Genomic DNA, 25047 nt, shown 5'->3' on the forward strand with positions numbered 1-25047 from the left:
TTGGAAAGGCATCAGTTTTCGATGCCGGTCTCATAGCTGCAAAACTGGGTGTACTGGAGCGTCACGTCACCGTCAGTAATATGCAAAACGCCATAGTGCGGTGCTTCGGCAGGTGCGACAAAGCTATCCCAATGCCATTCAGGGCGTGGCGCCGGTGCTTGGAACGAGACCGCGCCGATTGTTGCGAATGGAATGCCGCGGACAGTGCCGCAAGTTGGCCGATGCACATGTCCCATGAACAGGTGCTTTACGTTGCTATAGCGCCCAATCAGGTCTAGAAACCCATCCGCGTTCTCAAGCATGATTTCATCCTGCGCTGGTAGGTGTAACGACACAGGCGGATGATGCATAAAGACGTAAACAGGTTTATCGCGCCGTGCCTCAAGAGCGTGCTCAAGCCATTCCTTCCGCGCGGGGCAAAGCTCTCCTGCATGTGATCCGCGCTTTTGCGTATCGAGCAGCAAATACGCTGAATCATAGGTGTCGATGGCGTATTGCACGAAGCCCGGCATGGCGTTCGCGGGAATGGCGAGGTGCGCACGCAGGCCATCGCGGTCATCATTGTTCCCTATCATGGGATATACTGGCAACTTAGATTGCGCGAGATAACGGGCTATTCCACTGTAGTCACCCTCGATATCATCTCCGACCAGATCACCTGAGACAACGACGAAATCTGCGTCAGCATGATGCGCATTGATATGATCAATTGCCGCCGCCCAACGAACGCGTGGATTGAGGCCATCAATCGTTCCCGCATTTTGGAAATGCGGGTCGGACATCCAAATAATTTTGGTCATACTATGCTTCCTTTGGCACAACCTAGGGTACTCAGCTCAAGACTTGCAAGCGATGTTTCGATGACCTAAAAGCCCCATCTTTCACGGATCAAAAGAGGGTTAGCATGGCGGTTTTGGGTATCGACTTTGGGACCTCGAATACGGCGGCGGGTGTGCTGGCTGGGGATCGTCCGTTTTTGATCGAGGTTGAGCCGGGGCGTACGACGCTGCCGACCTCGGTGTTTTTTGATTATGACCGCAAGGTCACGACCTATGGGTCGGTTGCGAATGCTGCGTTGATTGATGGCCGCGAGGGCCGGTTTATGCGTGCGTTGAAGTCCGTTTTGGGCACGCCGTTGATGCGGGAAAAGCGTCAGGTGGCATATGAGCGTCTGACCCTGATCGAAGTTGTCGCGCGTTTTTTGCGCATGATCCGCGAAAGAGCCGAGGCAGCGACCGGGCAGACCTATGATGTTGCCCTGTCTGGTCGTCCGGTGCGGTTTTATTCATCTGACGACGCACGCAATGCGCAGGCCGAGGTCGATCTGCGCGAGGCCTATATGATCGCGGGCTTTAAGGACGTTCATTTTATGTATGAGCCCGAAGCCGCAGCATTGGCCAGTGGTCCACTTGATACCGGCACGCTGGGTCTGATCGTGGATATCGGCGGCGGTACATCAGATTTCTCGGTGTTTGAGCGCGATGGCGATAATACCCGCGTGATTGCCAGCCATGGTGTGCGTGTCGGTGGTACGGATTTTGACCGTGCGATTAGCATTGATCAGGTCATGCCGTTGTTGGGTCGTGGTGCAGAGGTGCGCAATGCGATGGGTTCTGGTCGTCACACCGCCCCGAATGCGATCTTTAATGATCTGGCGACGTGGCAGAAAATCCCGTTCACCTATACGCCTGAAAACAAACGCATGGCTGCGGATTTCGCCAAACTGGGTGTTGATCCTGCGCTATTCGCGCGGCTTAATACGGTTCTGGATATGGAATTGGGCCATGATATCGCCTTTGCGGTAGAGGCCGGGAAAATCCATATCAACAAACCGGATGTGAACGAGGCCGGGATTGATCTGCGTGTCATTGAGCGCGAATTATGGGCCCGGTTTAACAAGGCGCAGTTGGGTGCGATCCTGACGGATCATGCGTATGAGATCAGCACTTGCGCGACCGATACCTTGCGTATGGCGGATGTAAGCCCTGACCAGATCGGCAAAATCGTCTTTGTTGGCGGGTCGAGCCTGCTGCATGTTGTCGAGAACGCAATGACCACGATCTTTCCTCATGCAGCGCTGGAACGTGCCGAGGCGTTCACCGCTGTGGCCGATGGGCTAGCAATTGCTGCATCGCGTCCCTTGCCCTAACAAAACAACAGGATTATCTGATCCCTATGTATACAGTAGCCGCACTATATCACTTTACCCGTTTCGAAGACCCTGCCGCGTTGCAAGGGCCGCTTTTGGACCTGTGCAAATCGCAAGGGATTAGCGGGACCCTGCTGTTAGCCAAAGAAGGCATCAACGGCACCATCGCTGGCAGTCGCGCTGGGATTGATGCGGTCATTGCGCATATCCAGACCCTGCCCGGCTGTGCGGATTTCGAATGGAAAGAAAGCACCGCCAGCGTGCCGCCGTTCCACCGGATGAAAGTCCGCCTGAAACGTGAAATCGTGACGATGGGCCAACCGGATGTGGACCCAATTGCGAATGGCACTGGGCATTACGTTGATCCGGCTGATTGGAACGAACTGATCAGCGCGCCGGATGTCGCCGTGATTGATACGCGCAACGATTATGAGGTCGCGATTGGAACGTTTGATGGGGCGATCGACCCGTTGACGAAATCCTTTGGCGAATTCCCCGCATGGTGGGAAGAAAACAAACACCGGTTCCACAACAAACGTATCGCGATGTTCTGCACCGGCGGCATTCGTTGCGAGAAATCGACAAACTTTTTGATGGGCCAAGGTGTCGAGGATGTTTACCACCTGAAGGGCGGCATCCTGAAATACCTTGAAGAAGTCCCACAAGAGCAAAGCAAATGGGACGGCGAATGTTTCGTCTTTGACGCCCGTGTGAGCGTTGGTCATGAGCTGAAGGAAGGCCCGCATATTCTGTGCTATGCCTGCCGCCGCCCGATCCTGCCAGAAGATCGCAATCGCCCCGAATTCGAAGAAGGCGTCGCCTGCCACCAATGTGCGCATGAGACCACCGAAGAAGACAAGGGCCGTTTTCGCGAACGTCAAAAACAGATCGCTCTCGCGAAAAAACGCGGCACCCACCACATCGGCGGCCTGTGATACGGGCCGCTACTCGCCTAGCGGTTTTTCATAGACTGAAATGTGGAACTTGCTGTCAGCCGTAAAGGCCGATTTATCCCAACCGCCCCAGCGATCCCGCAACCGTAGCCCTGCCAGCCGCGCCATCAGGTCTATCTCGGGCGGATAGGCATATCGCATTGGTAAAGGCACAAGCTTGGTTCCTTCTTGCGTGATCCGGATGCGCTGAAAAGCAAAGAGCTGCTCTATCGGGTCATGTGTTGCAGCCTCGATCCAGACAGAATTCATATCAAGCCGCTTGGTCGACACCCGTTGGTGATCTGTGAAGCCGTCAAATGTCGGAACAAATGTTTCGATCAAAAACGTGCCGCCCGGCTTTAGGCGTTTAGCGGTATTGGCAAAACAGCGGATCTGCGCCTCTTGGCTGGTGAGGTTAAACAGCGTGTTAAAAACCAGAAATGCGTGATCAAAAGTACCTTCAATATCCACATCAGCGATATCACCGATGACGACAGGGATATCGGCACCGCCCGGCTTAGCGCGTAACTTGGCAACCATATCCATAGAGCCCTCGATCCCAGTCAGATCGAACCCTTTGTGCACAAGCGGCAATGCAATGCGTCCCGTACCAATTGCAAGCTCTAGCAATTTGCTGCTGGGCGACGCGACCTGTGCAATCAGATCAACAGTGGCTTGCGTCGTGCCGGGATTATGCAAATCGTCGTAGTCTTCTGCATTTAGCAAACCAAAGGTATCGGGACCAAAATTTTCCATCCAATTGTCTTTCAAAAATACTTGCAAGAACCGCATATCGGCCAAACGTTGACCCTAGGGAGCGGCAGGCATATTGCAACTGTATACCGCATTGTGAAAAGGACCAAATATGCCGCTGACCAACGGACGCGTAGCCGGGCTGAGCGCCCAAATCTTGGCTTTGCTGATTGGTGTCATTTGCGGTTTAGGGGCCTATTTGGCGGGGATGCCGTTGCCGTGGATGCTGGGTCCACTGATTGGCAATACCATTGCTGCAATGTGCCATGTCCCGGTTCGGGCACCGACGCGTTTGCGCCCCGTGGTGATCCCTGTGATTGGAGTCTTATTGGGGTCTGGCGTCACCGCAGAGATCTTTGGCCTGCTTCACTCATGGGTTCTGACCTTGCTGTTGCTACCTGTCTTTTTGGCCTGCGCCTCAGCGGCCTCGTTTGCAGTCTATCGTCGTTTGGGGGGATACGACACGGTCACGGCATTCTACGCGGCCATGCCGGGCGGGATTAACGAAATGCTCGTCATGGGGGCGGAGGCTGGCGGCGACGAGCGCCGGATTGCGCTTGCCCATGCGGCAAGGATTTTAGTGGTGATCGTCTTTGTCGCGCTCTTCTTTGGGCTTGTGCTGGGGGTCACCAGCGGCGGCAAAGGCGCATCAACCTGGGTTGGTTTGGGCGCATTGACGGTCCTTGATTACGCCGTGCTGGGAACCTGCGCCATTGCTGGGGCTTGGCTAGGTCATCGCGTTGGGCTACCGGCGGCGCCCGTGTTTGGGCCGATGATCCTGAGCGGCATCGCACATATTGTAGGATGGGTGACGATTGCGCCACCAACACTGCTGGTAATTGTCGCGCAGGTCACGATGGGCACCATCATCGGGACACGATTTGCAGGGTCCAGCTTTGCGCAAGTCGGTCGTGATCTAATGCTGGCCGCAGTTGCGTCACTCGCGATGTTGATCGTCGCCGTGGTGTTTGCCATCGTCATTGCATGGCCAAACGGCATCCCAACGAGCCAAGCGTTCTTGGCCTATTCACCAGGTGGCCTAACCGAGATGTCATTGCTCGCCTTCGCGCTCGAGCAAGACGTAACTTATGTGTCTGTCATGCACATCTTTCGGATCACAATGGTGATCGCGATGGCGCCATTGGTTTTTCGATTTGCGCGCACAAAAACACAGTAGCGATTATTTGCTCAGATAGCGCTAATTCACTGTTTTTGTTTTCGTTCTCAACAGGATTGAACCAAAGCTGCCGCTAGGTAAAATTGGAGAATTTCATGTTAGCAAAGATTATTGGCGGCGCGATCGTTTTGTGGGGAATAGCGGATCTGACGCTTAGTATGATGCAGATCGATCTTTGGGCGGAGATCGGGATCATTATTCCTGACCCAATCTGGAGCTATACGCATTACATCGCCATCTTCATCGGTTTTATCATCTTTGCCCAAGGCATGAAGGACGAAGACCAGAGCGAAACCGATAACACCTAAACCAAACGGGGGGCCTAGCCCCCCGTTCAATTATTTAGAAGTCCAAATGTTCAACGTTCAACGCGTTGTTTTGGATAAATTCTCTTCGTGGTTCAACGACGTCGCCCATCAGCTTAGTGAACAGGTCGTCTGCCTCAGCAACATCTTCGACTTTCACCTGCAACAAAGTACGCGCATCAGGGTCAAGCGTAGTTTCCCACAGTTGATCTGGGTTCATTTCGCCCAGACCTTTGTAGCGCTGCAGCGACAGCCCCTTTTCACCTTCTTCAAGGATCGCTTTCAGCAGGTCTAGCGGGCCATGAATCACCTGACTACGGTCGCGACGCACCAAGGTCGCGGGCAGGTTATAGACGTCTTGCAGACTTTGCGTGAGGGTGCCCGTTTTGCGGGCTTCACCAGAACGCAGCATTGGGCCGTCTAGCGTACGGACCTCTTCGACGCCGCGCAGGATACGCGCGAGGCGCATGCCTTTGTCTTGGGTGATGCGCCCTTGCCAGCCACGTTCCCACTCGAGCGCGATCAGGTCTAGACGTTGCGCAACGCGGTCAGCGGTGCCTTGCAAGTCTTGGTCAACCGCACCGGGCACAAACGCGCCAGCAATCGCAGCCTGCTCAAGAATGTGACGCGGATAATGCGTCGGGAAGGCATCAAGAACGCGCTTCAACTGGCGCGCCTCGTCAACAACACGTCGCAGATCGGCCCCAGCGATTTCTTCGCCATTGCCCTGACGCAACATGGCACCGTCAATGCCCTGTTCGATGAGGTATTCATCCATCGCAGCCTGATCCTTGAGATAGACCTCGGACTTACCGCGCGACACCTTATAGAGCGGCGGTTGCGCGATATAGAGGTATCCGCCTTCGATCAGTTCCGGCATTTGACGGAAGAAGAACGTCAACAGCAGCGTACGGATGTGGGCGCCGTCGACGTCAGCATCTGTCATGATGATGACCTTGTGGTAACGCAGCTTATCGATGTTGAATTCGTCGCGCCCGATGCCTGTCCCCAGCGCCATGACCAATGTGCCGATTTCCTGAGAGTTCAACATCCGATCAAAACGCGCGCGTTCAACGTTCAGGATTTTACCTTTCAATGGCAAAATCGCCTGTGTCTGACGGTCGCGGCCCGTCTGCGCAGAACCACCAGCAGAGTCACCCTCCACCAAGAAGACTTCGGTTTTGGCGGGATCTTTTTCAGAGCAGTCTTTCAGCTTGGACGCGTTGAAATTCACGTCCATCGCGGATTTGCGTCGAATTTCGCGGGCCTTACGCGCTGCTTCGCGTGCTGCGGCGGCTTCGACGATTTTGGTGATAATCGCCTTTGCTTCGTTGGGGTTTTCTTCGAACCATTCGTTCAGCTTTTCACCCATCAGGTTTTCGACGGCTGGGCGGACTTCGGAACTGACCAGTTTGTCTTTGGTCTGGGACGAGAATTTCGGATCGGGCACTTTGACGGACAGCACACAGGTTAGACCCTCGCGCGCGTCGTCACCGGTCAGCGATACTTTTTCCTTTTTCGTGATCCCGGTCTCGGTCGCGTATTTGCTGATCGCGCGGGTCAATGCGCCACGGAAACCAGCAAGGTGCGTACCGCCGTCGCGCTGGGGAATGTTGTTGGTAAATGGCAAAACCATTTCGTTGTAGCTGTCATTCCACCACATCGCCACCTCGACGCCAATGTCATCGCGTTCGCCCGTGACATAAATCGGGGCTTCCATCAGCGGAGTCTTTGAGCGGTCAAGGAATTTAACAAATTCCTTAACGCCACCATCGTAAAACAGATCGACTTTAAGCGGTTCTGCTGGGCGCAAATCCTCAAGAATGATGCGTACACCGGAGTTCAGGAACGCAAGCTCGCGCAGACGTTTTTCCAATGTGTGGAAATCATAGTCGCGGTTAGAGAAGGTTTCGACCGACGCAAGGAACGTGACCTCGGTCCCCTTGCGGCCATTCGCGTCACCTTCGACGCGCAGGTGCTCGGTCGTAAAGCCGCCTTCAAAACGGGCGTAGTGTTCTTTGCCGTCGCGCCAAATGCGCAGTTCTAGGAAATCGGACAGAGCGTTCACAACAGAAACACCCACACCGTGCAGACCGCCGGACACCTTGTAAGAGTTGCTGTCGAACTTACCGCCAGCATGGAGCTGGGTCATAATAACCTCAGCGGCAGAAACGCCTTCTTCTTCGTGGATGCCGACAGGAATCCCGCGCCCGTTATCCCCGACAGTGACAGAACCATCTGCGTTGATTTTGACGTAAACATGGTCTGCGTGACCGGCCAACGCCTCGTCAATGCCGTTGTCCACGACCTCGTAAACCATGTGGTGCAGACCCGAGCCATCGTCCGTGTCGCCGATATACATACCGGGACGCTTGCGAACTGCCTCTAACCCTTTGAGAACCTTAATTGAATCGGCGCCGTATTCTTCTGGGTTTTTATTATCGTCGGCCATTTAGATTTCCCTGTCTCACTATGCGCAAAATATATGCGGTTTGCCGATGTTTGTCACGCAAATGACACAAGATTTTGTGGGTTTCAGCGGAGTTTGGACAGCGCTCTCTACGCTGCCCTTTTTGCGATACTCTCGACCTGTGAAAGCCAGCCGTTAATCTTGGTCGCCGAAGCATGGCTCGCGCCCGAAAAATAGGTGTAACGGGTCGGTTTGATCCCCACAAAGGCCAGCACCTGTTTGCTTGTCTGATGCATAAATGCGCTGCGATAGACAAACCGTTCAAACCAACGTGGCGTGTCCGATGTCAGGATCACACGTCCAGTTTTACCAGTCAGCATCGGGGTCGGCATTCCCAGCTTTGTTACCCGTGTATCGAAGGCACGACCGGGCAAAAATGCACGATCAAAAAGCCCCTTCAACTTGGCGGGCAATCCGCCCCACCACATTGGGGTCGCGATCACAAAGTGATTGGCCCATTCCAGATCAATCAAGAACTTTTCGAGATCCGGCTCGAGCGGCTTGTCGTGGCTATAGTCGGCAAACCCGAAATCAATATCGAACGTCATTTCGGGTAGATGATGTATGCGCACCTCGCTGCCAGCAGCGCGGGCGGTCGTTGCGTATTTTTCAGAAAACTGTCGCGAAAGCGATGTGGGGCCAGGGTGCCCATTGAGCACGATAATACGGTTTTGCATCATTACGATTCCTTAAAATTGACTATGGTCACTTTTGTATCGACAAAAAATGACCGTGGTCAATTACAAAATTTGACCACGGTCAAAAAATCACTATCCTGACCGCTATGGAAACACGTTCCCCACAGAAACGTCGCCTCGCCACCCACCAAAGACTGGTCGATGCGGCGCAAGATATTGTCACCGAATCCGGCTTTGCCGCCTTGCGCGTCGAAGATGTCGTCGCCCGTGCAAAAGTCGCGAAAGGTACGTTTTTTTCTCATTTTGAGGACAAAGATCGCCTGATGGCGCTGCTGATCGGTCGAGAGATGGACCAGATTTTAGCGCAAATCGCACAGGCACCGCCCCCTGATCGTGTCGATGACTTTGCGCCAGCAATTGCACCGCTCTTGGCCTATATGGGCCAAAACCGCGTTGTCTTTGATATCGTCATCCGGTTCTCAGGCGCTGCAGCGATCGAGACAACAGAGCTTATTTCAGTGAATTTTATGGAGCAGGTCGTCTTATTCGCCCAATGGGTAGAAAGACTGCAGCCAAACACCATTCGCGACGATGTCGATACGACGTTGTTGGCCGAGGGTATTCAGGCCTTTATCATTCAGGCCATCGCATTGGAATTTTGCGCCCTACACAACAGCGTAAATGTAGAAGATCGACTGGCACCCTATCTTCGTGCTTGGCTTACCGCGCCTAGGTCAGCGCAATAACCAGCGCAACCCCGATGAGCAGCCAACCCGCCGATAGGTTTAATCGACGAACCGCAGCGGGAGATTTCAAAAGCCCGCGCACCCGATCCACTGACAGCCCCAAGATCAAGTTCCCCACCAACGGCACAACAAAGCTAAGCGTGCAAATCGCTGCAATATCCAGCTTGGTCAATTGGGTCAGATCAAAGAAACCCGGCAAGATACCCATGTAGAACAGGGCTGCTTTGGGGTTGCCAATAATCACAGCCAGCCCCGCGACAAACCCCGCCCACATGCCAGGTCGCGTCAGTCGGCTATTGCTTCCCAGCGTCTTGTCGGCATTCCGGATGAGCATAACGCCCATGAGCAAAAACACCCCAACAGCGATCCAGCGTAAGACATCCATAAACCCGGTGAATTCAGAAACTAGCCAGCTCACCCCTAGCACCGCCACAAGGGGCCAAACGATGTCGCCAATCGCTACCCCAATGGCAAGCGGCCAAGCCGCCTGAAAACCGCCCGACATTGATCTGGCCAACAGCGCCACCCACACCGGGCCGGGTGTCAGAAACAGTACAAAAAGTGCCGATGCATACAAAAGCAATTCATAAGCGCTGATCGTCATCAAAAAACATGCCCCATGAGGTCAACTTCGCCTTCATCGATCCACACCTGATCACCTGTCTGTGCAACCATAAATTCACTATCAGGCGCAGTTTTGATCCCACGCGATTTTCCATCCCACAAATCAAGGTGCCGCAACGGATTCGGCGCAACGCGAAACCCGTATCGGCTGTAATGATTTGGATCACCAAAGAGCAATGCAAATTGTGCTTGGCTACGCTTTGCAATGTCGAGTGATCGGGTAACCAATTTGCGCGCAATCCCTTGGCCACGGTGGGTATCCGCGGTGGCGACCTCGGCCAGTCCAATGATCGGGATCAACACGCCATTTGCCTGCACCACACGATAAAGCAGGGCCACATGCCCAGCCAACACTTCGCCATCCCGTGCAAGCAGGCGAAGGTGGTGCCGTTGGCGATAAAAGGATCGCTCCCCGAATCCAGCGTCGAAGGCGTCCATCAGAAGCGCTGCAATTTCAGCGTCCGCCTGAGGCGTCAAATCCAACTCGTTGATCGTTTCGACAGTGAGTGTCATTCGCTTGGCAACGTTAGGCTACCATCGGCATTCAACGGCCAAAACGGGTTGTGTGCGACCTCCCAAACATGGCCGTCGGGGTCGGAATAGTAGCCGGAATAGCCACCCCAGAACACCTTTTCAGGGGGCTTGAGCGCCGTCGCACCGGCTGCTAGCGCTGCGGCAAATGCGGAATCAACCTTTGCTTCGTTTTCGAAATTCTGGGCAAGTGTCATCGCACCCGTACCCAACTTTGCATCAGCGCGCCCTTGGTCTTTGGCTAATGGCCCTAGCCCAAAGAACCCAAGCACCATCCCGTTGATCTGATAGAACACCACCCCGTCAGTTTCTGACGTTGGGGTCCAGCCCAATTCACCATAGAAGGCTTTGGCCCGGTCTAAATCAGCAACCCCTAGGGTAATCAGTGTCACGCGCTGCGGTGTCATGGCTTTTCCTTTCGGGTCAGGGTCGATTGCCCTTCGATTTCGGTAACTTCCGCAAATTGCGCACGGTCACCCAATTCGGCAAATAGCTCTGGCCCCGTACCTGTCATAAATGCCTGCGCGCCCAGTGCGCAGATTTCATCATAAAGCGCCGCCCTGCGCGTTGCGTCAAGGTGAGCGGCGACCTCATCCAGCAACAAAATGGGTGGTGCGCCAAAATCGCGCGCAAGTGCACGCCCATTGGCAAGGATCAAGCTAATCAACAGCGCCTTTTGCTCTCCTGTCGAACAATCCTTGGCATCAACCCCTTTGTCCGCAAAAACAGCATGCAAATCAGCACGATGAGGGCCAATCAAGGTGCGCCCAGCCGCCATATCGCGACCTCGGTTATCAGCAAATGCCGCCACCAGATCATCAGGGATTGGGTCAGGGCTAGTGAGTGTGAGATTCGCAGTTGGAAAAGCGGTTGTCGTAGCCTGTTGCGCAGACATGAGTTCGGAAATGGCCCTGTGGCGGTTCGCTTGAAGAGTTGCGCCCGCTTCTGCCATTTGCGCCTCGAGGGCGGTATACCAATGCGGGTCCCGTACCATGTCCTTAAGCAGGCGGTTACGTTCACGCATCGCCTTTTCATAAGACAATACCGCGTCTGCATGACTTGGTTCAAAGCTGAGCGTGGCGCGATCCAAGAAACGTCGACGTCCTTCGGCCCCTTCGATCCAAAGCCGATCCATCGAAGGCACGAGCCACAAAATACGCGCAACACGCCCCAGTGCGACCTGCGCGGATGCTTTGCCGTCAATGCGTAATTGACGCGCGCTGCCTGCTTCGGCCCAAGTTTCGATCTCGTGGGTTTGGTTGATCGACTGCAGCACCGCGCTAATTTTCCACCCCAATGCTTCGGGGCGGCGGGTCAAATCATCAGCACCTGCACGCCGCAACCCGCGACCAGGCGACAACAATGAGACAGCTTCGATGAGGTTCGTTTTACCCGCGCCGTTAGGCCCAAAAATGGCCAATGGGCGCGAATCAAGCTCTAGCACCGCCCGCTTGTGCGAACGAAAGTGCGAAAGCACCAATTCTGAGAGGGCGAGCCTAGTCATTTCGTAGGGCAAAGGGCGATCTGCACCCTTTGCCTATCGTTACATGGCCGCGTCAAACGCGCATCGGCATGACGACATAAACAGCAGATGTATCATTGCCTTCGCGCATTAGCGTCGGGTCACCTGAGGAATTGAACATGAAGACGGCGTTCTCGCGATCAACTTGGCTGGCGATTTCCAGCAGGTATTTCGCGTTGAACCCGATTTCCAGACGCTCATCGCCGTAGGCAACGGCCAGTTCTTCCTCGGCGGCACCGCTGTCAGGTGAGTTCACAGAAAGGATCAGGCGATCTTCGTCGAGTGACAGTTTCACCGCACGCGAACGCTCGGATGATACGGTTGCTACGCGGTCGACCGCCTTTGCGAATTCGCTGGCGTCGACTTCCATCTTGCGTGTGTTTCCTTGCGGAATGACGCGCGTGTAATCTGGGAATGTCCCGTCGATGACCTTTGAGATTAGGGTGATGTCTGGTGTCGCAAAGCGGATTTTTGTTTCAGACACGGACACGGCGATCTGCATGTCGTCGTCATCAAGCAGCTTGCGCAGCTCGCCGACTGTCTTGCGCGGAACGATGACGCCTGCCATTTCGGCCGCACCTTCGGGCAGTTCCGCATCAATGCGTGCCAAACGGTGGCCATCAGTCGCGACGCAGCGTAGCACCTTGCCGCCGTCGCTGTCAGCGACATGCATGTAGACGCCGTTCAGATAGTAACGGGTTTCTTCGGTCGAGATGGCGAATTTGGATTTGTCGAATAGGCGGCGCAGAACTGGCGCAGGTGCCGAGAAATTCGCAGCATATTCAGACGTTGCCATGACCGGGAAGTCTTCTTTGGGCAGCGTTGCGAGCGAGAAATTTGAACGCCCGGCTTCGATTGTCAGACGACCAGATGCGCTGTCCTCGGTCAGGGAGACCAAGGCACCATCAGGCAGCTTGCGCACGATTTCGTTCAGCGTCACAGCAGACACGGTGGTCGCGCCCGCGCGTTCAACCATTGCTGGGGCGCGGTCAACGACTTCGATATCCAGATCGGTCGCGCGGAACTGAACGCTGTCACCTTCGGCTTCGATCAGCACGTTGGCCAAAATCGGAATAGTGTTGCGCCGCTCCACGACAGATTGGGCCTGTGCCACTGCTTTTAGCAGGGCTGCGCGTTCGATGCTGATTTTCATGTCCCAATGCTCCGCATATCTTGGTGGCCAGAGCCACCGGGACGGAAAATGTACTGTATTTTCCGTGGGGCTCAAGCGTTTTGTTGGACTGTTGACGATGGGCGCGGCGGCGTCAAGCGCTGGTCTTATTCCTCCAGCGCGCGGCGCAACAATTCCAGATCATCAGCGATCTGGCTGTCGGTGACTTTCAGTTCTTCGATCCGGCGCACACCATGCATGACAGTGGTGTGATCACGGCCGCCAAAACGGCGACCGATTTCAGGCAGTGAACGGCTGGTCATAGTTTTGGCCAGATACATCGCGACCTGTCGTGGGCGGGCATAGTTACGCACGCGCTTTGGCCCGATCATGTCGGACAGGCGGATGTTGTAATGCTCAGACACCTTGCGCTGGATTTCTTCGACGGTGACTTTGCGATCCGACGCTTTCAGAACATCCGACAGACAGTCTTGGGTCAGTTCTAGTGTGATTTCGCGACCGACAAGTGATGCAAACGCAAACAGGCGGGTCAACGCGCCCTCAAGAACACGCACGTTGGTTGAAATACGGTGTGCAAGGAATTCCAGAACACCCGGAGCGATTTCCAGATCAGGATATTGCGCAGCGTAAACCTCGACTTTGGACTGAAGGATGCCAAGGCGCAGTTCGTAGTCAGTCGGGTGCAGGTCAACGACCAAGCCACATTGCAGGCGCGACTTAATACGCTCTTCTAGATCTTTGATTTCGCCGGGCGCCCGGTCAGCCGAAATGATGATCTGTTTCTGACCGTCAACAAGCGCGTTGAACGTGTGAAAGAACTCTTCTTGGGTGCTATCTTTGCCGCCGATGAACTGAACATCGTCAACCATCAGCACATCAACCGAACGGAACAGTTGTTTAAAATCCATCATCTTGCGTTCACGCAGGGCGGTGATGAAGCGGTACATGAACTGTTCCGCAGAAAGGTACAGCACGTTGAGCTCTGGCGAACGTTGCTTCAGTTCGTGCGCAATCGCATGCATCAAGTGTGTCTTACCCAGACCAACACCACCGTAAAGGAACAGTGGGTTAAACGTAACGGGGCCACCGTCAGCAACGCGGCGCGCTGCGGCATGGGCCAATTCGTTGGGCTTACCGACAACAAAGGTGTCAAAGGTAAAGCGCGCATCAAGCGGAGATCCAGAGATATCCTCGGCAACAGTTGGCTTGGGCGTAGGCGCGGGCGCTGCAACGGCAGGGGAGGCCGAAGTCTGAACGGGGCGCTGTTGTGCAGGCACGGCAAATTCCAAACGGCGCACGGATTCGCCAAGCTGGTTCATGTGATAGATGATCTGGTCGCCAAAATTTTGGGACACATAGTTACCAATGAAATTGGTCGGCACATGAAAGGTCACAACACCTTCGGAAAGTTTTGAAAATTCGAGCGGTTCAATCCAGCTAGAAAAGTTATTCGCCCCGAGCGCTTTTTTTAGTTTTGTTTGTACCGTTGCCCAAGTTTCGTTCGTCATCTTTTATCTTCTGTCCCCAAACACATGCCGTTTTAGATGCAAGGGCTGCCTCGCACCTGCGCCTCACGTTTCCGTTGGACAAAAACTTCCTGCTGCTTGAGCGTGCCCCACTCAAACAAGGTCGTGTTTACCAAATCTGTTGGCCTGGGCGCGCAAAGCCGACGTTTGTCGGTCTCTGTCACCTGAGCGGCAGAAAGACGAACATAGACTGCCACGCAGCCAAAGAGCAGACTTTGGCAACCGTGCAGACACAAACCAGTACGACAGATCAGAATTGACCCTGCCCGCCAGCATTGCATGAAGCCTGACAACAGAAATCTGGCAGCGTGCAAAGATCTACACCCCCGACAAAATTCTGCGCAAACTCTCCATGTCCCCCCGGAACGATGTGAATCGCTTGGGCAAACTAGCAAGCTCGCTGCGGACGCTTCAACAGAACATCGCGCTTGACTCTAAGATTGCTCAAAAAGAATCTAGGGGGCCGCTGAAAACTCAAGAAATAAGCGCAATTTCACAACACTCGAACAAAAAAAGGCGCAGCCTGTACAGGCGCGCCTTTTGGCAATTATCCGCTTCCTTTTGGACGCGGAGAATCGGAAATATTAGGCCAGCGCCTTAACGCGTGCAGCCAAACGAGAGATTTTGCGTGCAGCTGTGTTCTTGTGAACTACGCCTTTTGTGACGCCGCGCATCAGCTCTGGCTGTGCTGCTTTCAGTGCTGCAGCTGCAGCTGTTTGGTCACCAGATGCAATCGCTTCTTCAACAGCGCGCAGGTAAGTACGGATGCGCGAACGGCGCATTTTGTTTACTGCAAAGCGGGCTTGGTTCTGACGGGCGCGTTTTTTCGCCTGAGGTGTATTTGCCATTTGGTCTTCCCTTCGTCGGGTCAAATTGAAAATCGTTAGCGCAATAAGCCCCGACCGGGTTCAGTACCGGCTGATCTGGCCAAAGCGGGCCTCACACGCATGTCTGGGGCGTCGCATAAGCCAGTTGACCCAACAATGCAACGCCATTTTTGAAACGCATCAGTAAACGCGCTTGGAATAATCCTGATACAAGGTTTCGAGTTCTTCGACTTTGTGCAGCTTCACTGCGAGCAAATGATAGAGGGATTCGCGCACCTCAACCGAGAGCTCCTCGCCCGCGATCACAGAATCGAGGTAGCCGCGAATGTCGGACCAGTCTGACGAGATCAACTCAAGCACGGCGGCGATCTCTGGGGTTGGGGCGGGCTTAATGCCCAACTCTGGCAGGCCGTTGCTTAGGGCATCCATGCCAGCCTCAAAATGACCAATGGTTTTAACGAGATCGGCCACCAATTCAGGTGTGCCATCCCCTGACCAAATACGGCAGGCTTCATAGGCCATCCGCTGCGTCATCATCGCAAGCCGCCCCGAAACTTCGAGAAGCAACATGTCCGACTGCAAGAGTTCAACAGGATTAGAGTATTCGGCCTCGATTTCGCTAAGCAGGTGATAGGTTTTATCCAGCATCACATCTGCAGAGTCAAAGATGAGTGTGACGGCGTCAGTATTGCTTGGGTCGGCAAGAACCGCCTCTGCGGCATCGTGAATCGGGGACCATGTGGCCATCAATTCTTCGATTTCGCGGACCACGCGGGGCAATGGTTCTGCACCGATGATACCCATTGATTCGTCGCCATTGAGCAACGCAAGCAAAGCCTTGTCGAACTTTGAGATGCTCGTTTCCAAAAGCTCGCGCGCTTCGTCAACGTCGACGCCATAATAGAGATAACACGTCGCTGCGGGGATTTCTTGCGAGAGCGTTCGCAGAAGATCAGCAGCGATTACGCGGTTAGCAGCGCCCATATCAATGATGATGTCGGTCTGTTCGACGAGAACAAGACCGTCTGGCGCTGGGGTAGAAGTTTGACCCGCAGAGACTGCGGATGGGATAGAGGTACTGAGGATACTGGTCACAAACGCTGATAGAGTGAGTGGTGAGAAGTTCATTGCTTTCCTTATCTCAGGACATTGCGTTGTGTCATGATGACCTGTGCGGTTGATACAAGCGTTCCACTTGCAACCCTCAGGTCACATTGCGGCAAAAACAGGCAATCGATACGGCAAAAAAGTGGCCTAGCAAGCGCTTAGTCGCGCGGCGAGCTACCGGTCGCGGAACTGAGGTTCGCGCTTTTCTAGGAACGCAGCCATCCCCTCGGATTGATCCTCGGTCGCAAACAGCGATTGGAACAGACGGCGTTCATAGTTCAACCCTTCAGCAAGGGTCGTTTCGTAGGCGCGGTCGACGGCATCTTTTGCCGCGATGACCGCGATTTGGGACTTCTCTGCGATTTTTTCAGCGGATGCGCGAGCTTCGGACATCAGCTTTTTGGCAGGAACGACGCGGCTCACCAGCCCGCTCCGCTCTGCCTCTTCGGCATCCATAAACCGGCCAGTCAGATGCATTTCCATCGACTTCGCCTTACCAACAAAGCGCGTGAGACGTTGTGTCCCGCCGATACCCGCAATGATCCCCAGGTTAATCTCTGGTTGACCAAATTTAGCGTTATCAGCTGCAATGATGAAATCGCACATCATCGCCAGTTCACAACCGCCGCCCAGCGCATACCCGGCAACCGCAGCAATGATCGGTTTACGGGTTCGATTAAAACGGTCCGTTTCATTTTCAAAGAACCGAGTCTTGTACATTTCGACAAATGACTTGTCGGACATTTCAGCGACATCAGCACCGGCAGCAAATGCCTTTTCAGTACCGGTGACGATGATACATCGCACCTTGTCGTTCTTATCCGCATCCTCAAGTGCAGTGCAAAGTTCACGAAGCAAATTGCTATTCAACGCATTCATCGCATTGGGGCGATTCAGGGTAATCGTTGCTACAGAATCGCTGACGTCCACGATGATGTTTTCATAGGCCATTCATAAACTTCCCGTTACTTCGGACTACGCTAGTGATTAGCAAAGGCACAACATCGTGCAAGTTATCTTTGGCATTGCGGACAAAAAAAGGATGAGCGTCCCGACTGAACGATTCGCTGAATTGTCTTTTTACATCCGGGTGTTACGCATTCATTTCCTTCCTGATCGTAGACCCGAAAGACATGCTGAAAATATCCCAGTTCACCATCCGATTGCCGAAAATCGCGCAACGAAGACCCGCCTGCCGCGATTGCTTCGGATAAAACTTCGCGGATAACGGGAACCAGAGTCGCCACGCGTTTTGCGCTGATTTGTCCTGCTTTACGCTTGGGGTGGATGCCAGCCCGAAAGAGCACTTCGCATACGTAGATGTTGCCCAATCCCGCAACGATCCCCTGATCAAGCAGCGCAGATTTAATCGGGGTGTTCTTACCCTTTAGTCGCTCGATCAGATAGGTTTCATCAAACCCATTCCCCAAAGGCTCTGGACCGATATCGCGTATGAGCCAATGGTCCTCTTGTGTCGCAGTATCTAGCAAATCCATCGCGCCGAACCGTCGCGCGTCGTTGAATGTCACGCGTCCGCCGTTCTCCATATGCAGCACAACATGATCATGCTTTGCAGGCGCCGGGTGCGGGTGATGGAATTCGCCGACCTTGACCCCAGATACAAGCATCCGCCCAGACATACCCAAATGAATCAGTAACGTTTCACCGCTATCGAGATCCGCCAGAATATATTTAGAACGCCGCCGCAGACCCAAGACACGCTTACCAGTCAAACGCGCTGACATGTTTTCAGGAAAAGGCCAACGCAGATCAGGACGGTTGATGTCAGCTTGCACAATCACCTGCCCTTCCATTGCGGGGGCGATACCTGCTTTGACGGTTTCAACTTCGGGAAGTTCGGGCATTACATTCTATTGTTCTTTGCGATTTGTTCTTTGGCATATGTAAGGAAAGGGCGGATACCGACAAGATATTTCAACACCTCAGTCTTCTTACCGTTCTCAAGTCGCAGTATGTAGGCGTACTGACCATTATCCTTGATCGAGATGATATCTCGCCACCGGAACTCAACTTCGCGCAGAAACCAGTCTTTGTGAATGATGCCATGCTGATCATAACGCAGCTCATACAGGTTCGTATAAAGCAAACTATAAGCGACAACGATGCTCGTACCTATGTCCAGATATGCGATGTCGGGTAAGTAATTCGTTTCGCTCAGCCAAATCATCCAAATGATCGCGCCGCCAACACCGATACTGATCAACCGCATTCCAATCGTTGGACGCAGGATCGTCACATTCAAAGTCACCGCAGGCTCTGCATTTTTGCCGACACCCGCGACAAAACCTACATCAGCAGGAAGGTTCCCAAGCTGTGTCTTGGCAAACCCTGTCTGTTCGACCTCTTGACCTTTGCTGTCGCGTTGATTGGTCCATTTTTGCACTTGCCGTGCGAACAAATACCGTAAGTACCAGAAACCTAAAATAATTGCCCCGCAAAATCCAAAACCTAAAACGACAAAAACAATATCCGACAAAGTCGCCCCTACCTCCCGTGTCATAATGACAGTTTGTCTATTGGACCAAGTCCGTATAACCCGTTTGGGACAGTATTCGGGCGAAAGAATGACATGACCGACAAGCCAGAGAACACCACCCACTTTGGGTTTGAAACCGTCCCCGAGGACGAAAAGGCAGGCCGCGTACAGGGCGTGTTTTCCTCGGTCGCGAGCAAATACGACATCATGAATGACGTGATGTCAGTTGGTATTCACCGCGTTTGGAAAGACGCGATGATGGACTGGCTTGCACCCCGGCCGGGTCAGCGATTGCTAGATGTGGCTGGCGGCACGGGCGATATTTCGTTTCGGTTTTTGAAACGTGCTGGCCGTGGGCATTCGACTGTTTTGGACCTCACTGAATCCATGCTCGTCGAAGGTCGAAAACGCGCTGAGGCAGAAGACATGTCCGATAGCCTTGATTGGGTGGTGGGTGATGCAATGGCGCTGCCGTTCGAGGCGAACACCTTTGACGTTTATACCATCAGCTTTGGCATCCGTAATGTAACCCGCCCCCAAGAAGCCCTGAACGAGGCCTACCGCGTCCTGAAACCCGGTGGGCGTCTTATGGTGCTAGAGTTCAGCCAATTGCCCAACCCGATGATGCAGGCGGCCTACGACGCTTATTCGTTCAACGTCATTCCCCGCATGGGCCAGATGATCGCTGGCGACCGCGACAGCTATCAATACTTGGTCGAATCCATTCGGAAATTCCCAGACCAAGACACGTTCTTGGGCATGCTACGCACCGCTGGCTTTGAAAACGCAAAGTACCGCAATCTGTCGATGGGCATTGCTGCGCTGCACTCTGGTTGGAAAATCTGATATGCGCGGCCCTCACAACATCATCCGCCTCATCCGTACCGGCGCGACTCTGGAACGCACCGGCGCGATGAAAGTCGTAATGGATGCATTCGACGCGCCACCGCTGTTGCGCATGACGTTTCGCGCGTTGGTCTGGCCATTTCAATGGCTCGGCTACAAAGGTGACGTGACAATGCCACCAGCAACGCGGGCTCTAACGGCGCTCGGGCCGGCGTATATCAAATTCGGACAAGTTCTTTCGACCCGCCCCGATGTTGTTGGCGCCGACCTCGCTGCACAGTTACGCGTTCTCCAAGACAAGCTGCCCCCATTTTCACTGGAAGAAGCACAGGCCGCGATACAAAAAGAGCTTGGCGCGCCAACAGAAAAACTATTCGCAAGTTTTTCTGAACCTGTCGCTGCCGCATCATTAGCCCAAGTCCACAAGGCACATTTGGCCGAAACCGGCGAGGCCGTCGCGGTCAAGGTCCTGCGCCCCGGCATTGAAAAAGCCTTCCGCAAAGATGTGGACGCCTTCTATTTTGCTGCGCGCGCGATCGAAATCCTTTCACCCGCTTCGCGGCGGCTGCGCCCAATGGATGTAATCACACATTTTGAGGGCGTCGTCGCAGGCGAGTTAGACCTGCGGCTCGAAAGTTCTGCCGCCGCTGAGTTCGCCACCAACACCTCTGATGACGCTGGTTTCAGCGTACCTGTTGTCCGTTGGCATTTGTCCAGTCGGCGGGTCATGACGCTTGATTGGGCAGAGGGCATTAGCATCGGCGAAAATGCGGCACTGGATGCGGCAGGGCATGACCGACGTGTACTTGGCGCGCGTGTCTTAGAGCTATTTCTGAATCATGCGCTGCGCGACGGCTTCTTCCACGGGGACATGCATCAGGGCAATCTCAAGGTCGCTGCGAACGGCGATATCATCGCCTATGATTTCGGAATCATGGGGCGGATTGACGAATATACCCGCCGTGTCTACGCCGAGATTCTGTTTGGCTTTATCCGCAAAGATTATCAGCGCGTTGCCGAAGTTCATTTTGAAGCAGGCTATGTGCCAGCTGATCAGGATGTCGATGAATTCGCCCGCGCCCTTCGCGCAGTGGGTGAACCGATCTTTGGCATGGACGCGAGCCAGATTTCGATGGCCAGATTGCTCAACTATCTCTTTGAAGTCACTGAACGATTTGGGATGGAAACGCGTACGGAATTGATTCTGCTTCAACGTACGATGGTTGTCGTTGAAGGTGTTGCACGCTCGCTTGATCCGCATATCAATATTTGGCAGGTGGCCAAGCCCGTCGTCGAAAACTACATCAAGCAGAGCATCGGCCCAAAGGCATTGATGCGTGATCTAAGCAAAACCGCTATGGTGCTTGCCCGGTTTGGTCCACAGCTGCCACGCATCGCGGAAGAGGCCCTTATCCGCCGCAACAACCCAACGCCCCCGCCGCGACCAACCACGCTTGGCCAACAGCTAACTTGGATGGCATTTGGCGGCGCGCTGGTGGGGGTCGGTGTCTGGATTAGCGCTCTGCTCTAGACTGATGGATCACGCAGTGCGCTGACTTGCGATGTTGCCACGGCCGAACCGCCATCAAGGATCAGTATTGTTTCTCCGTCCTGCGCGCGCACTTCGGTGACCGTCGCATATATCTCAACCGTATCTTCGGTTAGCACTTCACCTTCAAGCGAGCTTACCAGTTCAAAGGAATACATCCCTTCTGGGAATGGGTAGCCACCGGTATCGACGCCTGCCCACTCGACGGGTTCGGCACTGATTGGTACGTCGAATCGTTGCACCACCACGCCAAGATCGTTGCGGACGACAATTTCTGCCGCGTCGGCCAATACAGCTGGGTTTGGCGCGAGGGTTATCGGCTCACCATCGAAATAACCCGGCGCTGCGACACGTGCCTCTTTTCCCACCCAAGCCGCCATATCAGCGAGTCCGCCAGAGGTCAGCTGACTGCTAAGCGACTTGAGTAGGTCATTGGTCAGAACCGCCTGCTCAACGCCAGAGAATGTCGCCAATTGGGTGGCATAATCCGTCGAATCCACTGGGTTCAACGGGTCCTGATTTTGCATCTGTACCGTAAGCATCTGCAAAAACATCTCAAAATCACCACTCAGCACATTTGTGGATTGGGCCGCTGTGGTTTGGGCAGTCGTTGTCGCAGATGAGGTCGCGGTTACATCCATCGTAAATCTCCTAAATTCGAATATCCAATCCACCGCCAACAGCCAGCAATGTTGTTTGCGGCATAGCCGTTTCGTGAGTGTGCTCCATCGCCTCCACATCCGGGTCGCTGTCAAAATCACCCGCTTGCTTTGGCGTTTCTCCTTGCCCGAAAGCAAAGGTAATATCGCTGAACCCAAGCTCACGGAATTCTTGCGCGAGGGTCTCAATATGCCGACGCAGCAGATCATTCGTTTCTTGGCGCTCTGCCGTGACATTCATGGTGATTGCACCATCTACCACTGTCATACTTAGCCGAACGCGCCCTAGCTCTTCTGGGTTCAATGCGATTTCAGTGGCCTTCCCCGGCTGTTCAGTCACCGCGACAACCATCTGCTGGGCAATGTGGCGGGCAGTGTCAGGGTTGCCAGAAATCGCTTGAATCGTCGGGGCAGCGGTTTGCATAACTTGCGCTCTGTCGGTCAAAGGCGGCGCAGCGTGATCAAGATTTAACGGCATAACGTCGCGCACATATCGAGGTTCGACGAGCGGCGCATTGAAACTCGGCATCGAAACTTCAGGCTTCTGTCCGTCGATGACCCGAGGTGAGGCTTTGTCGAATGCGATCTCATTATTTTGCGCATGGAATACGTCCCGCTTGTCAGCGCGCACCTCCGTGATCGTGTTTATCTCTTTGGGTGCTGGGAATTGAACCGTCGCGACATCAATAGGCATCTTGGGCACCTTAACGTCAGCATCATCCATCGCAGGCTTTTCGGTCAGTGTAACTTGAGGATCGGCAGTGACCTTCGGCTCGGGCTGCGCCATAGGCATTTTGCCCTGAACCAATGACTGTGCAAAGCTCGGCTTGGGCACTTTAGCCCGCCGAACGGGGTCAACCGCGCGCGATTCGACGCCCTCTGCTTTGATCACATCCGTCACCCCAAATTCATCCACAGGTAACTGGGCCTGCTCGGGCACCACGAGGCGTTCATCTGTTATTGGCGCCAGTTCCGGCATGGAATCATCGTTCGCTTCTTCAGCGATAATATCTGCTGAACACTGAATATCCTCGCTGTCGTCGGCCAATAGCGCATCGACCTCTTCTACGTCTTGCAATTCTGGCTGCGCCACGACCCCCTCATCAATCGGCGGGGCGTCTACTTCGGCAATCACCTGTGCAAAGGCCGACGTATTTGGCTCGACAACAACTGACTCGGGCGGCACCGAAGTGACGGTTGGCATGACCTCAGGCAACAACAAGGGAATCATCGGATCTCCGAAATGAATCTGCGTATTCACCTGTTTTGGCTGAAAAAGCTTACTGATTGTTTACCGCTCATTGGCATGAGTTACGGGACACGAAACCGGAGAACCCGATGACAATGATTCCCATACTACCGCCACCTCGCGCGGAAACGCAGTTACCACAATATGCGCAAAACGACGCCCAATTGCGTGACGCCGCGCAAAAGCTAGAAGCATCGTTTCTTGCAGAAATGCTGAAATCGGCGGGCGTCGGGAATAAAGTCAGAACATTTGGCGGCAGTATCGGTGAAGAACAATTCTCATCATTCCTACGCGAAGCCCAAGCCACTGAAATGGTGAAATCAGGTGGAATCGGCCTCGCTGAGGCCCTGTTCGAAGCATTAAAGGTAAAAATGGATGCGTGAGCTTTTAAATTTGCTAGAGGCCGAGGCAACTGCCATTCGCAACGGTGAATTTTCGAATCTTGATGAAATGCGCACACGGAAAGAGACGCTTTTCGACGCGTTCAAAGTGGGTAATCCGACGGAAAAAGAGGTCGAAAATCTTCGCGCCACGATACTGCGAAACCAATCCCTGTTCGAGGCTGCTCTTTCGGGAATACGCGCGGCGCGATCACGTATTGCAGCATTACAAAATGTACGATCTGGCCTGAGTACTTATGATCAGTCTGGGGCGCTTTCGCGTGTTGAAATCCACCACCCCCAAATCGAGAAGAAGGCATAGTTTTCATAAAATTCAATGCATTAGGAAAAACCGCCTTAACGCATTGTTCAGTTCTATACCCCCAAAGTAACCCCATCGCCAAAACGGCGCGCTGCCACGCCAACGCTAAGGCAACGATCACCGTCAGAATGACGTTTCATCCCGCAAACTTCATGCGGGTTCGTGAATCAACCCGGCGCAAAGCGCCCCCAATACAGGACCAAAAATCATGTCCAGCATTCTGACAAACAACAGCGCTATGGTTGCGCTTCAGACACTGAAATCCACTAACGCTGACTTGGCCAAAACCCAATCAATGATCTCCACTGGTAAAGAGGTTAGTTCTGCCAAGGATAACTCTGCGATTTGGGCGATTTCGAAGGTAATGGAATCTGATGTTGCCGGGTTCAAGGCAATTTCAGACAGCTTGTCACTTGGTGAATCGACAGTCGCAGTGGCATCCGCAGGTGCCGAGCAAATTGTTGAGACACTCAAAGAGATGAAGCAACTTGCGGTCTCAGCACAGTCCGAAAACGTTGATTTCGCAAAAATTCAGGCCGATATGGATGAAAAAGCCGCGCAAGTTGCCTCTGTCATCGGCGCGTCTCAATTCAACGGTGCCAATCTGCTCGCGGCTGACGTCGATGGGAACGGTGGTACCGGGCTGAATATCCTATCTTCGTTGGATCGCGTTGGTAACTCTGCGCCGACACCGTCCTTGATTACGGTTGATAGCGTGGACTTTGAAACTGACATTGATCTCGTCGCCAACCTGACAACCATCACCGACACGACGACTGCGGCGACTGCGCTGGGTGAGCTTGAGACATTCCTGACGACTGCGATTGATGGTGCTGCCGCTCTAGGCGCATCGGCGAAACGCATCGACAGCCAAAATGATTTCGTCAGTAAACTGTCGGATTCTCTCAAGTCTGGGATTGGCACAATGGTCGATGCCGACATGGAAGAAACATCCGCCCGCCTTCAGGCGCTGCAAGTCCAGCAACAACTTGGCGTTCAGTCGCTCTCGATTGCGAACCAGGCACCTCAGACAATCATGTCTCTCTTCCGTTAAAAGAACTGACGGTGCCCTTCACTGGGCACCGTCCCCCAATCTCACGCGGAAA

General features: G+C 53.9%; 27 protein-coding genes. 10 read left to right on the forward strand and 17 right to left on the reverse strand.

Translation table 11 applies throughout. The features are described 5' to 3' along the window. Positions 1 to 11 precede the first annotated feature (11 nt). The gene (locus TW80_RS00195; protein ID WP_045995352.1) at positions 12 to 800 is read right to left on the reverse strand and encodes a phosphodiesterase; all 789 of its coding nucleotides are present in this window, start codon (positions 798 to 800) and stop codon (positions 12 to 14) included. Between the two features lie 104 nt (positions 801 to 904). Between TW80_RS00195 and TW80_RS00200 the strand changes: the two genes are divergently transcribed. After that, positions 905 to 2149, forward strand: a complete 1245-nt coding sequence (locus TW80_RS00200) for an Hsp70 family protein (protein WP_045995353.1) — start codon at positions 905 to 907, stop codon at positions 2147 to 2149. 26 nt (positions 2150 to 2175) lie between these two features. Continuing rightward, positions 2176 to 3084 (forward strand): oxygen-dependent tRNA uridine(34) hydroxylase TrhO, encoded by a 909-nt coding sequence (gene trhO / locus TW80_RS00205; protein WP_045995354.1) that lies wholly within the window; start codon positions 2176 to 2178, stop codon positions 3082 to 3084. A 9-nt stretch (positions 3085 to 3093) separates the two neighbouring features. On the opposite strand, the gene TW80_RS00210 is transcribed toward trhO, so the two are convergent. After that, positions 3094 to 3837, reverse strand: coding sequence for a class I SAM-dependent methyltransferase (locus TW80_RS00210; RefSeq protein WP_045995506.1), 744 nt, complete (start codon positions 3835 to 3837; stop codon positions 3094 to 3096). 109 nt (positions 3838 to 3946) lie between these two features. On the opposite strand from TW80_RS00210, the gene TW80_RS00215 reads away from it, so the two are divergent. Both TW80_RS00215 and TW80_RS00220 read left to right on the forward strand, forming a co-directional pair. After that, the gene (locus tag TW80_RS00215; RefSeq protein WP_045995355.1) at positions 3947 to 5011 is read left to right on the forward strand and encodes an AbrB family transcriptional regulator; all 1065 of its coding nucleotides are present in this window, start codon (positions 3947 to 3949) and stop codon (positions 5009 to 5011) included. Between the two features lie 95 nt (positions 5012 to 5106). Continuing rightward, positions 5107 to 5319 (forward strand): hypothetical protein, encoded by a 213-nt coding sequence (locus tag TW80_RS00220; protein WP_045995356.1) that lies wholly within the window; start codon positions 5107 to 5109, stop codon positions 5317 to 5319. 34 nt (positions 5320 to 5353) lie between these two features. On the opposite strand, the gene gyrB is transcribed toward TW80_RS00220, so the two are convergent. Both gyrB and TW80_RS00230 read right to left on the reverse strand, forming a co-directional pair. Continuing rightward, entirely contained in the window at positions 5354 to 7768 is a 2415-nt protein-coding gene (gene gyrB / locus TW80_RS00225) for a DNA topoisomerase (ATP-hydrolyzing) subunit B (RefSeq protein WP_045995357.1), read from the reverse strand. 107 nt (positions 7769 to 7875) lie between these two features. Continuing rightward, on the reverse strand, positions 7876 to 8466 hold the full coding sequence (locus tag TW80_RS00230) for an NAD(P)H-dependent oxidoreductase (RefSeq protein WP_045995358.1): 591 nt from the start codon (positions 8464 to 8466) through the stop codon (positions 7876 to 7878). 104 nt (positions 8467 to 8570) lie between these two features. Between TW80_RS00230 and TW80_RS00235 the strand changes: the two genes are divergently transcribed. Beyond that, positions 8571 to 9170 carry a TetR/AcrR family transcriptional regulator gene (locus TW80_RS00235; RefSeq protein WP_045995359.1) on the forward strand — a complete coding sequence of 200 codons (600 nt, stop codon included), beginning with the start codon at positions 8571 to 8573 and terminating at the stop codon, positions 9168 to 9170. On the opposite strand, the gene TW80_RS00240 is transcribed toward TW80_RS00235, so the two are convergent. The 11 genes from TW80_RS00240 to TW80_RS00290 all read right to left on the reverse strand — a co-directional run bounded on the left by TW80_RS00240 (position 9154) and on the right by TW80_RS00290 (position 18936). After that, positions 9154 to 9774: a LysE family translocator gene (locus TW80_RS00240; protein WP_045995360.1), complete on the reverse strand. Its 621-nt coding sequence runs from the start codon at positions 9772 to 9774 to the stop codon at positions 9154 to 9156. The genes TW80_RS00235 and TW80_RS00240 overlap by 17 nt on opposite strands. Then, positions 9774 to 10307 carry a GNAT family N-acetyltransferase gene (locus TW80_RS00245; protein ID WP_045995361.1) on the reverse strand — a complete coding sequence of 178 codons (534 nt, stop codon included), beginning with the start codon at positions 10305 to 10307 and terminating at the stop codon, positions 9774 to 9776. Before TW80_RS00245 ends, TW80_RS00240 begins: the two co-directional genes overlap by 1 nt. Continuing rightward, the gene (locus tag TW80_RS00250; protein ID WP_045995362.1) at positions 10304 to 10732 is read right to left on the reverse strand and encodes a VOC family protein; all 429 of its coding nucleotides are present in this window, start codon (positions 10730 to 10732) and stop codon (positions 10304 to 10306) included. Before TW80_RS00250 ends, TW80_RS00245 begins: the two co-directional genes overlap by 4 nt. Further along, positions 10729 to 11829 carry a DNA replication/repair protein RecF gene (gene recF, locus TW80_RS00255; RefSeq protein WP_045995363.1) on the reverse strand — a complete coding sequence of 367 codons (1101 nt, stop codon included), beginning with the start codon at positions 11827 to 11829 and terminating at the stop codon, positions 10729 to 10731. Before recF ends, TW80_RS00250 begins: the two co-directional genes overlap by 4 nt. 52 nt (positions 11830 to 11881) lie before the next feature. Beyond that, entirely contained in the window at positions 11882 to 13000 is a 1119-nt protein-coding gene (dnaN, locus tag TW80_RS00260; protein WP_045995364.1) for a DNA polymerase III subunit beta, read from the reverse strand. 125 nt (positions 13001 to 13125) lie between these two features. Beyond that, a complete protein-coding gene (dnaA, locus tag TW80_RS00265; RefSeq protein ID WP_045995365.1) occupies positions 13126 to 14487 on the reverse strand; it encodes a chromosomal replication initiator protein DnaA in 1362 nt (453 codons plus the stop codon). 602 nt (positions 14488 to 15089) lie between these two features. Further along, positions 15090 to 15353: a 30S ribosomal protein S20 gene (gene rpsT, locus TW80_RS00270; protein ID WP_045995366.1), complete on the reverse strand. Its 264-nt coding sequence runs from the start codon at positions 15351 to 15353 to the stop codon at positions 15090 to 15092. A gap of 159 nt (positions 15354 to 15512) precedes the next feature. Then, complete coding sequence (locus tag TW80_RS00275; RefSeq protein WP_045995367.1) at positions 15513 to 16460, reverse strand: type IV pili methyl-accepting chemotaxis transducer N-terminal domain-containing protein; 948 nt, start codon at positions 16458 to 16460, stop codon at positions 15513 to 15515. Positions 16461 to 16613: 153 nt separating this feature from the next. Then, positions 16614 to 17390, reverse strand: a complete 777-nt coding sequence (locus tag TW80_RS00280; protein WP_045995368.1) for an enoyl-CoA hydratase — start codon at positions 17388 to 17390, stop codon at positions 16614 to 16616. 62 nt (positions 17391 to 17452) lie between these two features. After that, complete coding sequence (gene mutM, locus TW80_RS00285; protein WP_045995369.1) at positions 17453 to 18304, reverse strand: bifunctional DNA-formamidopyrimidine glycosylase/DNA-(apurinic or apyrimidinic site) lyase; 852 nt, start codon at positions 18302 to 18304, stop codon at positions 17453 to 17455. Further along, positions 18304 to 18936 (reverse strand): hypothetical protein, encoded by a 633-nt coding sequence (locus TW80_RS00290; RefSeq protein WP_157033175.1) that lies wholly within the window; start codon positions 18934 to 18936, stop codon positions 18304 to 18306. The genes mutM and TW80_RS00290 overlap by 1 nt, the downstream gene beginning before the upstream one ends. A 93-nt stretch (positions 18937 to 19029) precedes the next feature. Between TW80_RS00290 and ubiE the strand changes: the two genes are divergently transcribed. Continuing rightward, the gene (gene ubiE, locus TW80_RS00295) at positions 19030 to 19782 is read left to right on the forward strand and encodes a bifunctional demethylmenaquinone methyltransferase/2-methoxy-6-polyprenyl-1,4-benzoquinol methylase UbiE (protein WP_045995371.1); all 753 of its coding nucleotides are present in this window, start codon (positions 19030 to 19032) and stop codon (positions 19780 to 19782) included. Between the two features lies 1 nt (position 19783). Next, the gene (gene ubiB, locus TW80_RS00300; RefSeq protein WP_045995372.1) at positions 19784 to 21313 is read left to right on the forward strand and encodes a 2-polyprenylphenol 6-hydroxylase; all 1530 of its coding nucleotides are present in this window, start codon (positions 19784 to 19786) and stop codon (positions 21311 to 21313) included. Here the strand turns inward: ubiB and TW80_RS00305 are convergent. Both TW80_RS00305 and TW80_RS00310 read right to left on the reverse strand, forming a co-directional pair. Beyond that, positions 21310 to 21972, reverse strand: coding sequence for a flagellar hook capping FlgD N-terminal domain-containing protein (locus TW80_RS00305; RefSeq protein ID WP_045995373.1), 663 nt, complete (start codon positions 21970 to 21972; stop codon positions 21310 to 21312). The two genes, ubiB and TW80_RS00305, sit on opposite strands and share 4 nt — an antisense overlap. A gap of 10 nt (positions 21973 to 21982) precedes the next feature. Then, complete coding sequence (locus TW80_RS00310; RefSeq protein WP_045995374.1) at positions 21983 to 23221, reverse strand: flagellar hook-length control protein FliK; 1239 nt, start codon at positions 23219 to 23221, stop codon at positions 21983 to 21985. Positions 23222 to 23328: 107 nt separating this feature from the next. Between TW80_RS00310 and TW80_RS00315 the strand changes: the two genes are divergently transcribed. From TW80_RS00315 to TW80_RS00325, 3 genes are all read left to right on the forward strand, one after another. Then, positions 23329 to 23622, forward strand: coding sequence for a rod-binding protein (locus TW80_RS00315; RefSeq protein ID WP_052700844.1), 294 nt, complete (start codon positions 23329 to 23331; stop codon positions 23620 to 23622). Further along, complete coding sequence (locus TW80_RS00320; RefSeq protein ID WP_045995375.1) at positions 23615 to 23941, forward strand: hypothetical protein; 327 nt, start codon at positions 23615 to 23617, stop codon at positions 23939 to 23941. Before TW80_RS00315 ends, TW80_RS00320 begins: the two co-directional genes overlap by 8 nt. A gap of 208 nt (positions 23942 to 24149) precedes the next feature. Next, complete coding sequence (locus tag TW80_RS00325) at positions 24150 to 24995, forward strand: flagellin N-terminal helical domain-containing protein (RefSeq protein WP_045995376.1); 846 nt, start codon at positions 24150 to 24152, stop codon at positions 24993 to 24995. The last annotated feature ends 52 nt before the right edge of the window (positions 24996 to 25047 follow it).

It is taken from the genome of Loktanella sp. S4079, from assembly GCF_000967725.1.
In the GTDB taxonomy this organism is placed as follows: Bacteria; Pseudomonadota; Alphaproteobacteria; order Rhodobacterales; family Rhodobacteraceae; genus Yoonia.

What these genes read in the sequence shown, in the direction of transcription:
- gyrB (WP_045995357.1), bottom strand. Translation starts at nt 7,768, where the DNA reads ATGGCCGACGATAATAAAAACCCAGAAGAATACGGCGCCGATTCAATT.
- recF (WP_045995363.1), bottom strand. Translation starts at nt 11,829, where the DNA reads ATGACTAGGCTCGCCCTCTCAGAATTGGTGCTTTCGCACTTTCGTTCG.
- TW80_RS00325 (WP_045995376.1), top strand. Translation starts at nt 24,150, where the DNA reads ATGTCCAGCATTCTGACAAACAACAGCGCTATGGTTGCGCTTCAGACA.
- TW80_RS00210 (WP_045995506.1), bottom strand. Translation starts at nt 3,837, where the DNA reads ATGGAAAATTTTGGTCCCGATACCTTTGGTTTGCTAAATGCAGAAGAC.
- TW80_RS00320 (WP_045995375.1), top strand. Translation starts at nt 23,615, where the DNA reads ATGCGTGAGCTTTTAAATTTGCTAGAGGCCGAGGCAACTGCCATTCGC.
- TW80_RS00245 (WP_045995361.1), bottom strand. Translation starts at nt 10,307, where the DNA reads ATGACACTCACTGTCGAAACGATCAACGAGTTGGATTTGACGCCTCAG.
- trhO (WP_045995354.1), top strand. Translation starts at nt 2,176, where the DNA reads ATGTATACAGTAGCCGCACTATATCACTTTACCCGTTTCGAAGACCCT.
- rpsT (WP_045995366.1), bottom strand. Translation starts at nt 15,353, where the DNA reads ATGGCAAATACACCTCAGGCGAAAAAACGCGCCCGTCAGAACCAAGCC.
- TW80_RS00235 (WP_045995359.1), top strand. Translation starts at nt 8,571, where the DNA reads ATGGAAACACGTTCCCCACAGAAACGTCGCCTCGCCACCCACCAAAGA.
- dnaN (WP_045995364.1), bottom strand. Translation starts at nt 13,000, where the DNA reads ATGAAAATCAGCATCGAACGCGCAGCCCTGCTAAAAGCAGTGGCACAG.
- dnaA (WP_045995365.1), bottom strand. Translation starts at nt 14,487, where the DNA reads ATGACGAACGAAACTTGGGCAACGGTACAAACAAAACTAAAAAAAGCG.
- TW80_RS00275 (WP_045995367.1), bottom strand. Translation starts at nt 16,460, where the DNA reads ATGAACTTCTCACCACTCACTCTATCAGCGTTTGTGACCAGTATCCTC.
- TW80_RS00310 (WP_045995374.1), bottom strand. Translation starts at nt 23,221, where the DNA reads ATGATTCCCTTGTTGTTGCCTGAGGTCATGCCAACCGTCACTTCGGTG.
- TW80_RS00200 (WP_045995353.1), top strand. Translation starts at nt 905, where the DNA reads ATGGCGGTTTTGGGTATCGACTTTGGGACCTCGAATACGGCGGCGGGT.
- TW80_RS00215 (WP_045995355.1), top strand. Translation starts at nt 3,947, where the DNA reads ATGCCGCTGACCAACGGACGCGTAGCCGGGCTGAGCGCCCAAATCTTG.
- TW80_RS00305 (WP_045995373.1), bottom strand. Translation starts at nt 21,972, where the DNA reads ATGGATGTAACCGCGACCTCATCTGCGACAACGACTGCCCAAACCACA.
- ubiB (WP_045995372.1), top strand. Translation starts at nt 19,784, where the DNA reads ATGCGCGGCCCTCACAACATCATCCGCCTCATCCGTACCGGCGCGACT.
- TW80_RS00240 (WP_045995360.1), bottom strand. Translation starts at nt 9,774, where the DNA reads ATGACGATCAGCGCTTATGAATTGCTTTTGTATGCATCGGCACTTTTT.
- TW80_RS00220 (WP_045995356.1), top strand. Translation starts at nt 5,107, where the DNA reads ATGTTAGCAAAGATTATTGGCGGCGCGATCGTTTTGTGGGGAATAGCG.
- mutM (WP_045995369.1), bottom strand. Translation starts at nt 18,304, where the DNA reads ATGCCCGAACTTCCCGAAGTTGAAACCGTCAAAGCAGGTATCGCCCCC.
- ubiE (WP_045995371.1), top strand. Translation starts at nt 19,030, where the DNA reads ATGACCGACAAGCCAGAGAACACCACCCACTTTGGGTTTGAAACCGTC.
- TW80_RS00315 (WP_052700844.1), top strand. Translation starts at nt 23,329, where the DNA reads ATGACAATGATTCCCATACTACCGCCACCTCGCGCGGAAACGCAGTTA.
- TW80_RS00250 (WP_045995362.1), bottom strand. Translation starts at nt 10,732, where the DNA reads ATGACACCGCAGCGCGTGACACTGATTACCCTAGGGGTTGCTGATTTA.
- TW80_RS00195 (WP_045995352.1), bottom strand. Translation starts at nt 800, where the DNA reads ATGACCAAAATTATTTGGATGTCCGACCCGCATTTCCAAAATGCGGGA.
- TW80_RS00280 (WP_045995368.1), bottom strand. Translation starts at nt 17,390, where the DNA reads ATGGCCTATGAAAACATCATCGTGGACGTCAGCGATTCTGTAGCAACG.
- TW80_RS00230 (WP_045995358.1), bottom strand. Translation starts at nt 8,466, where the DNA reads ATGATGCAAAACCGTATTATCGTGCTCAATGGGCACCCTGGCCCCACA.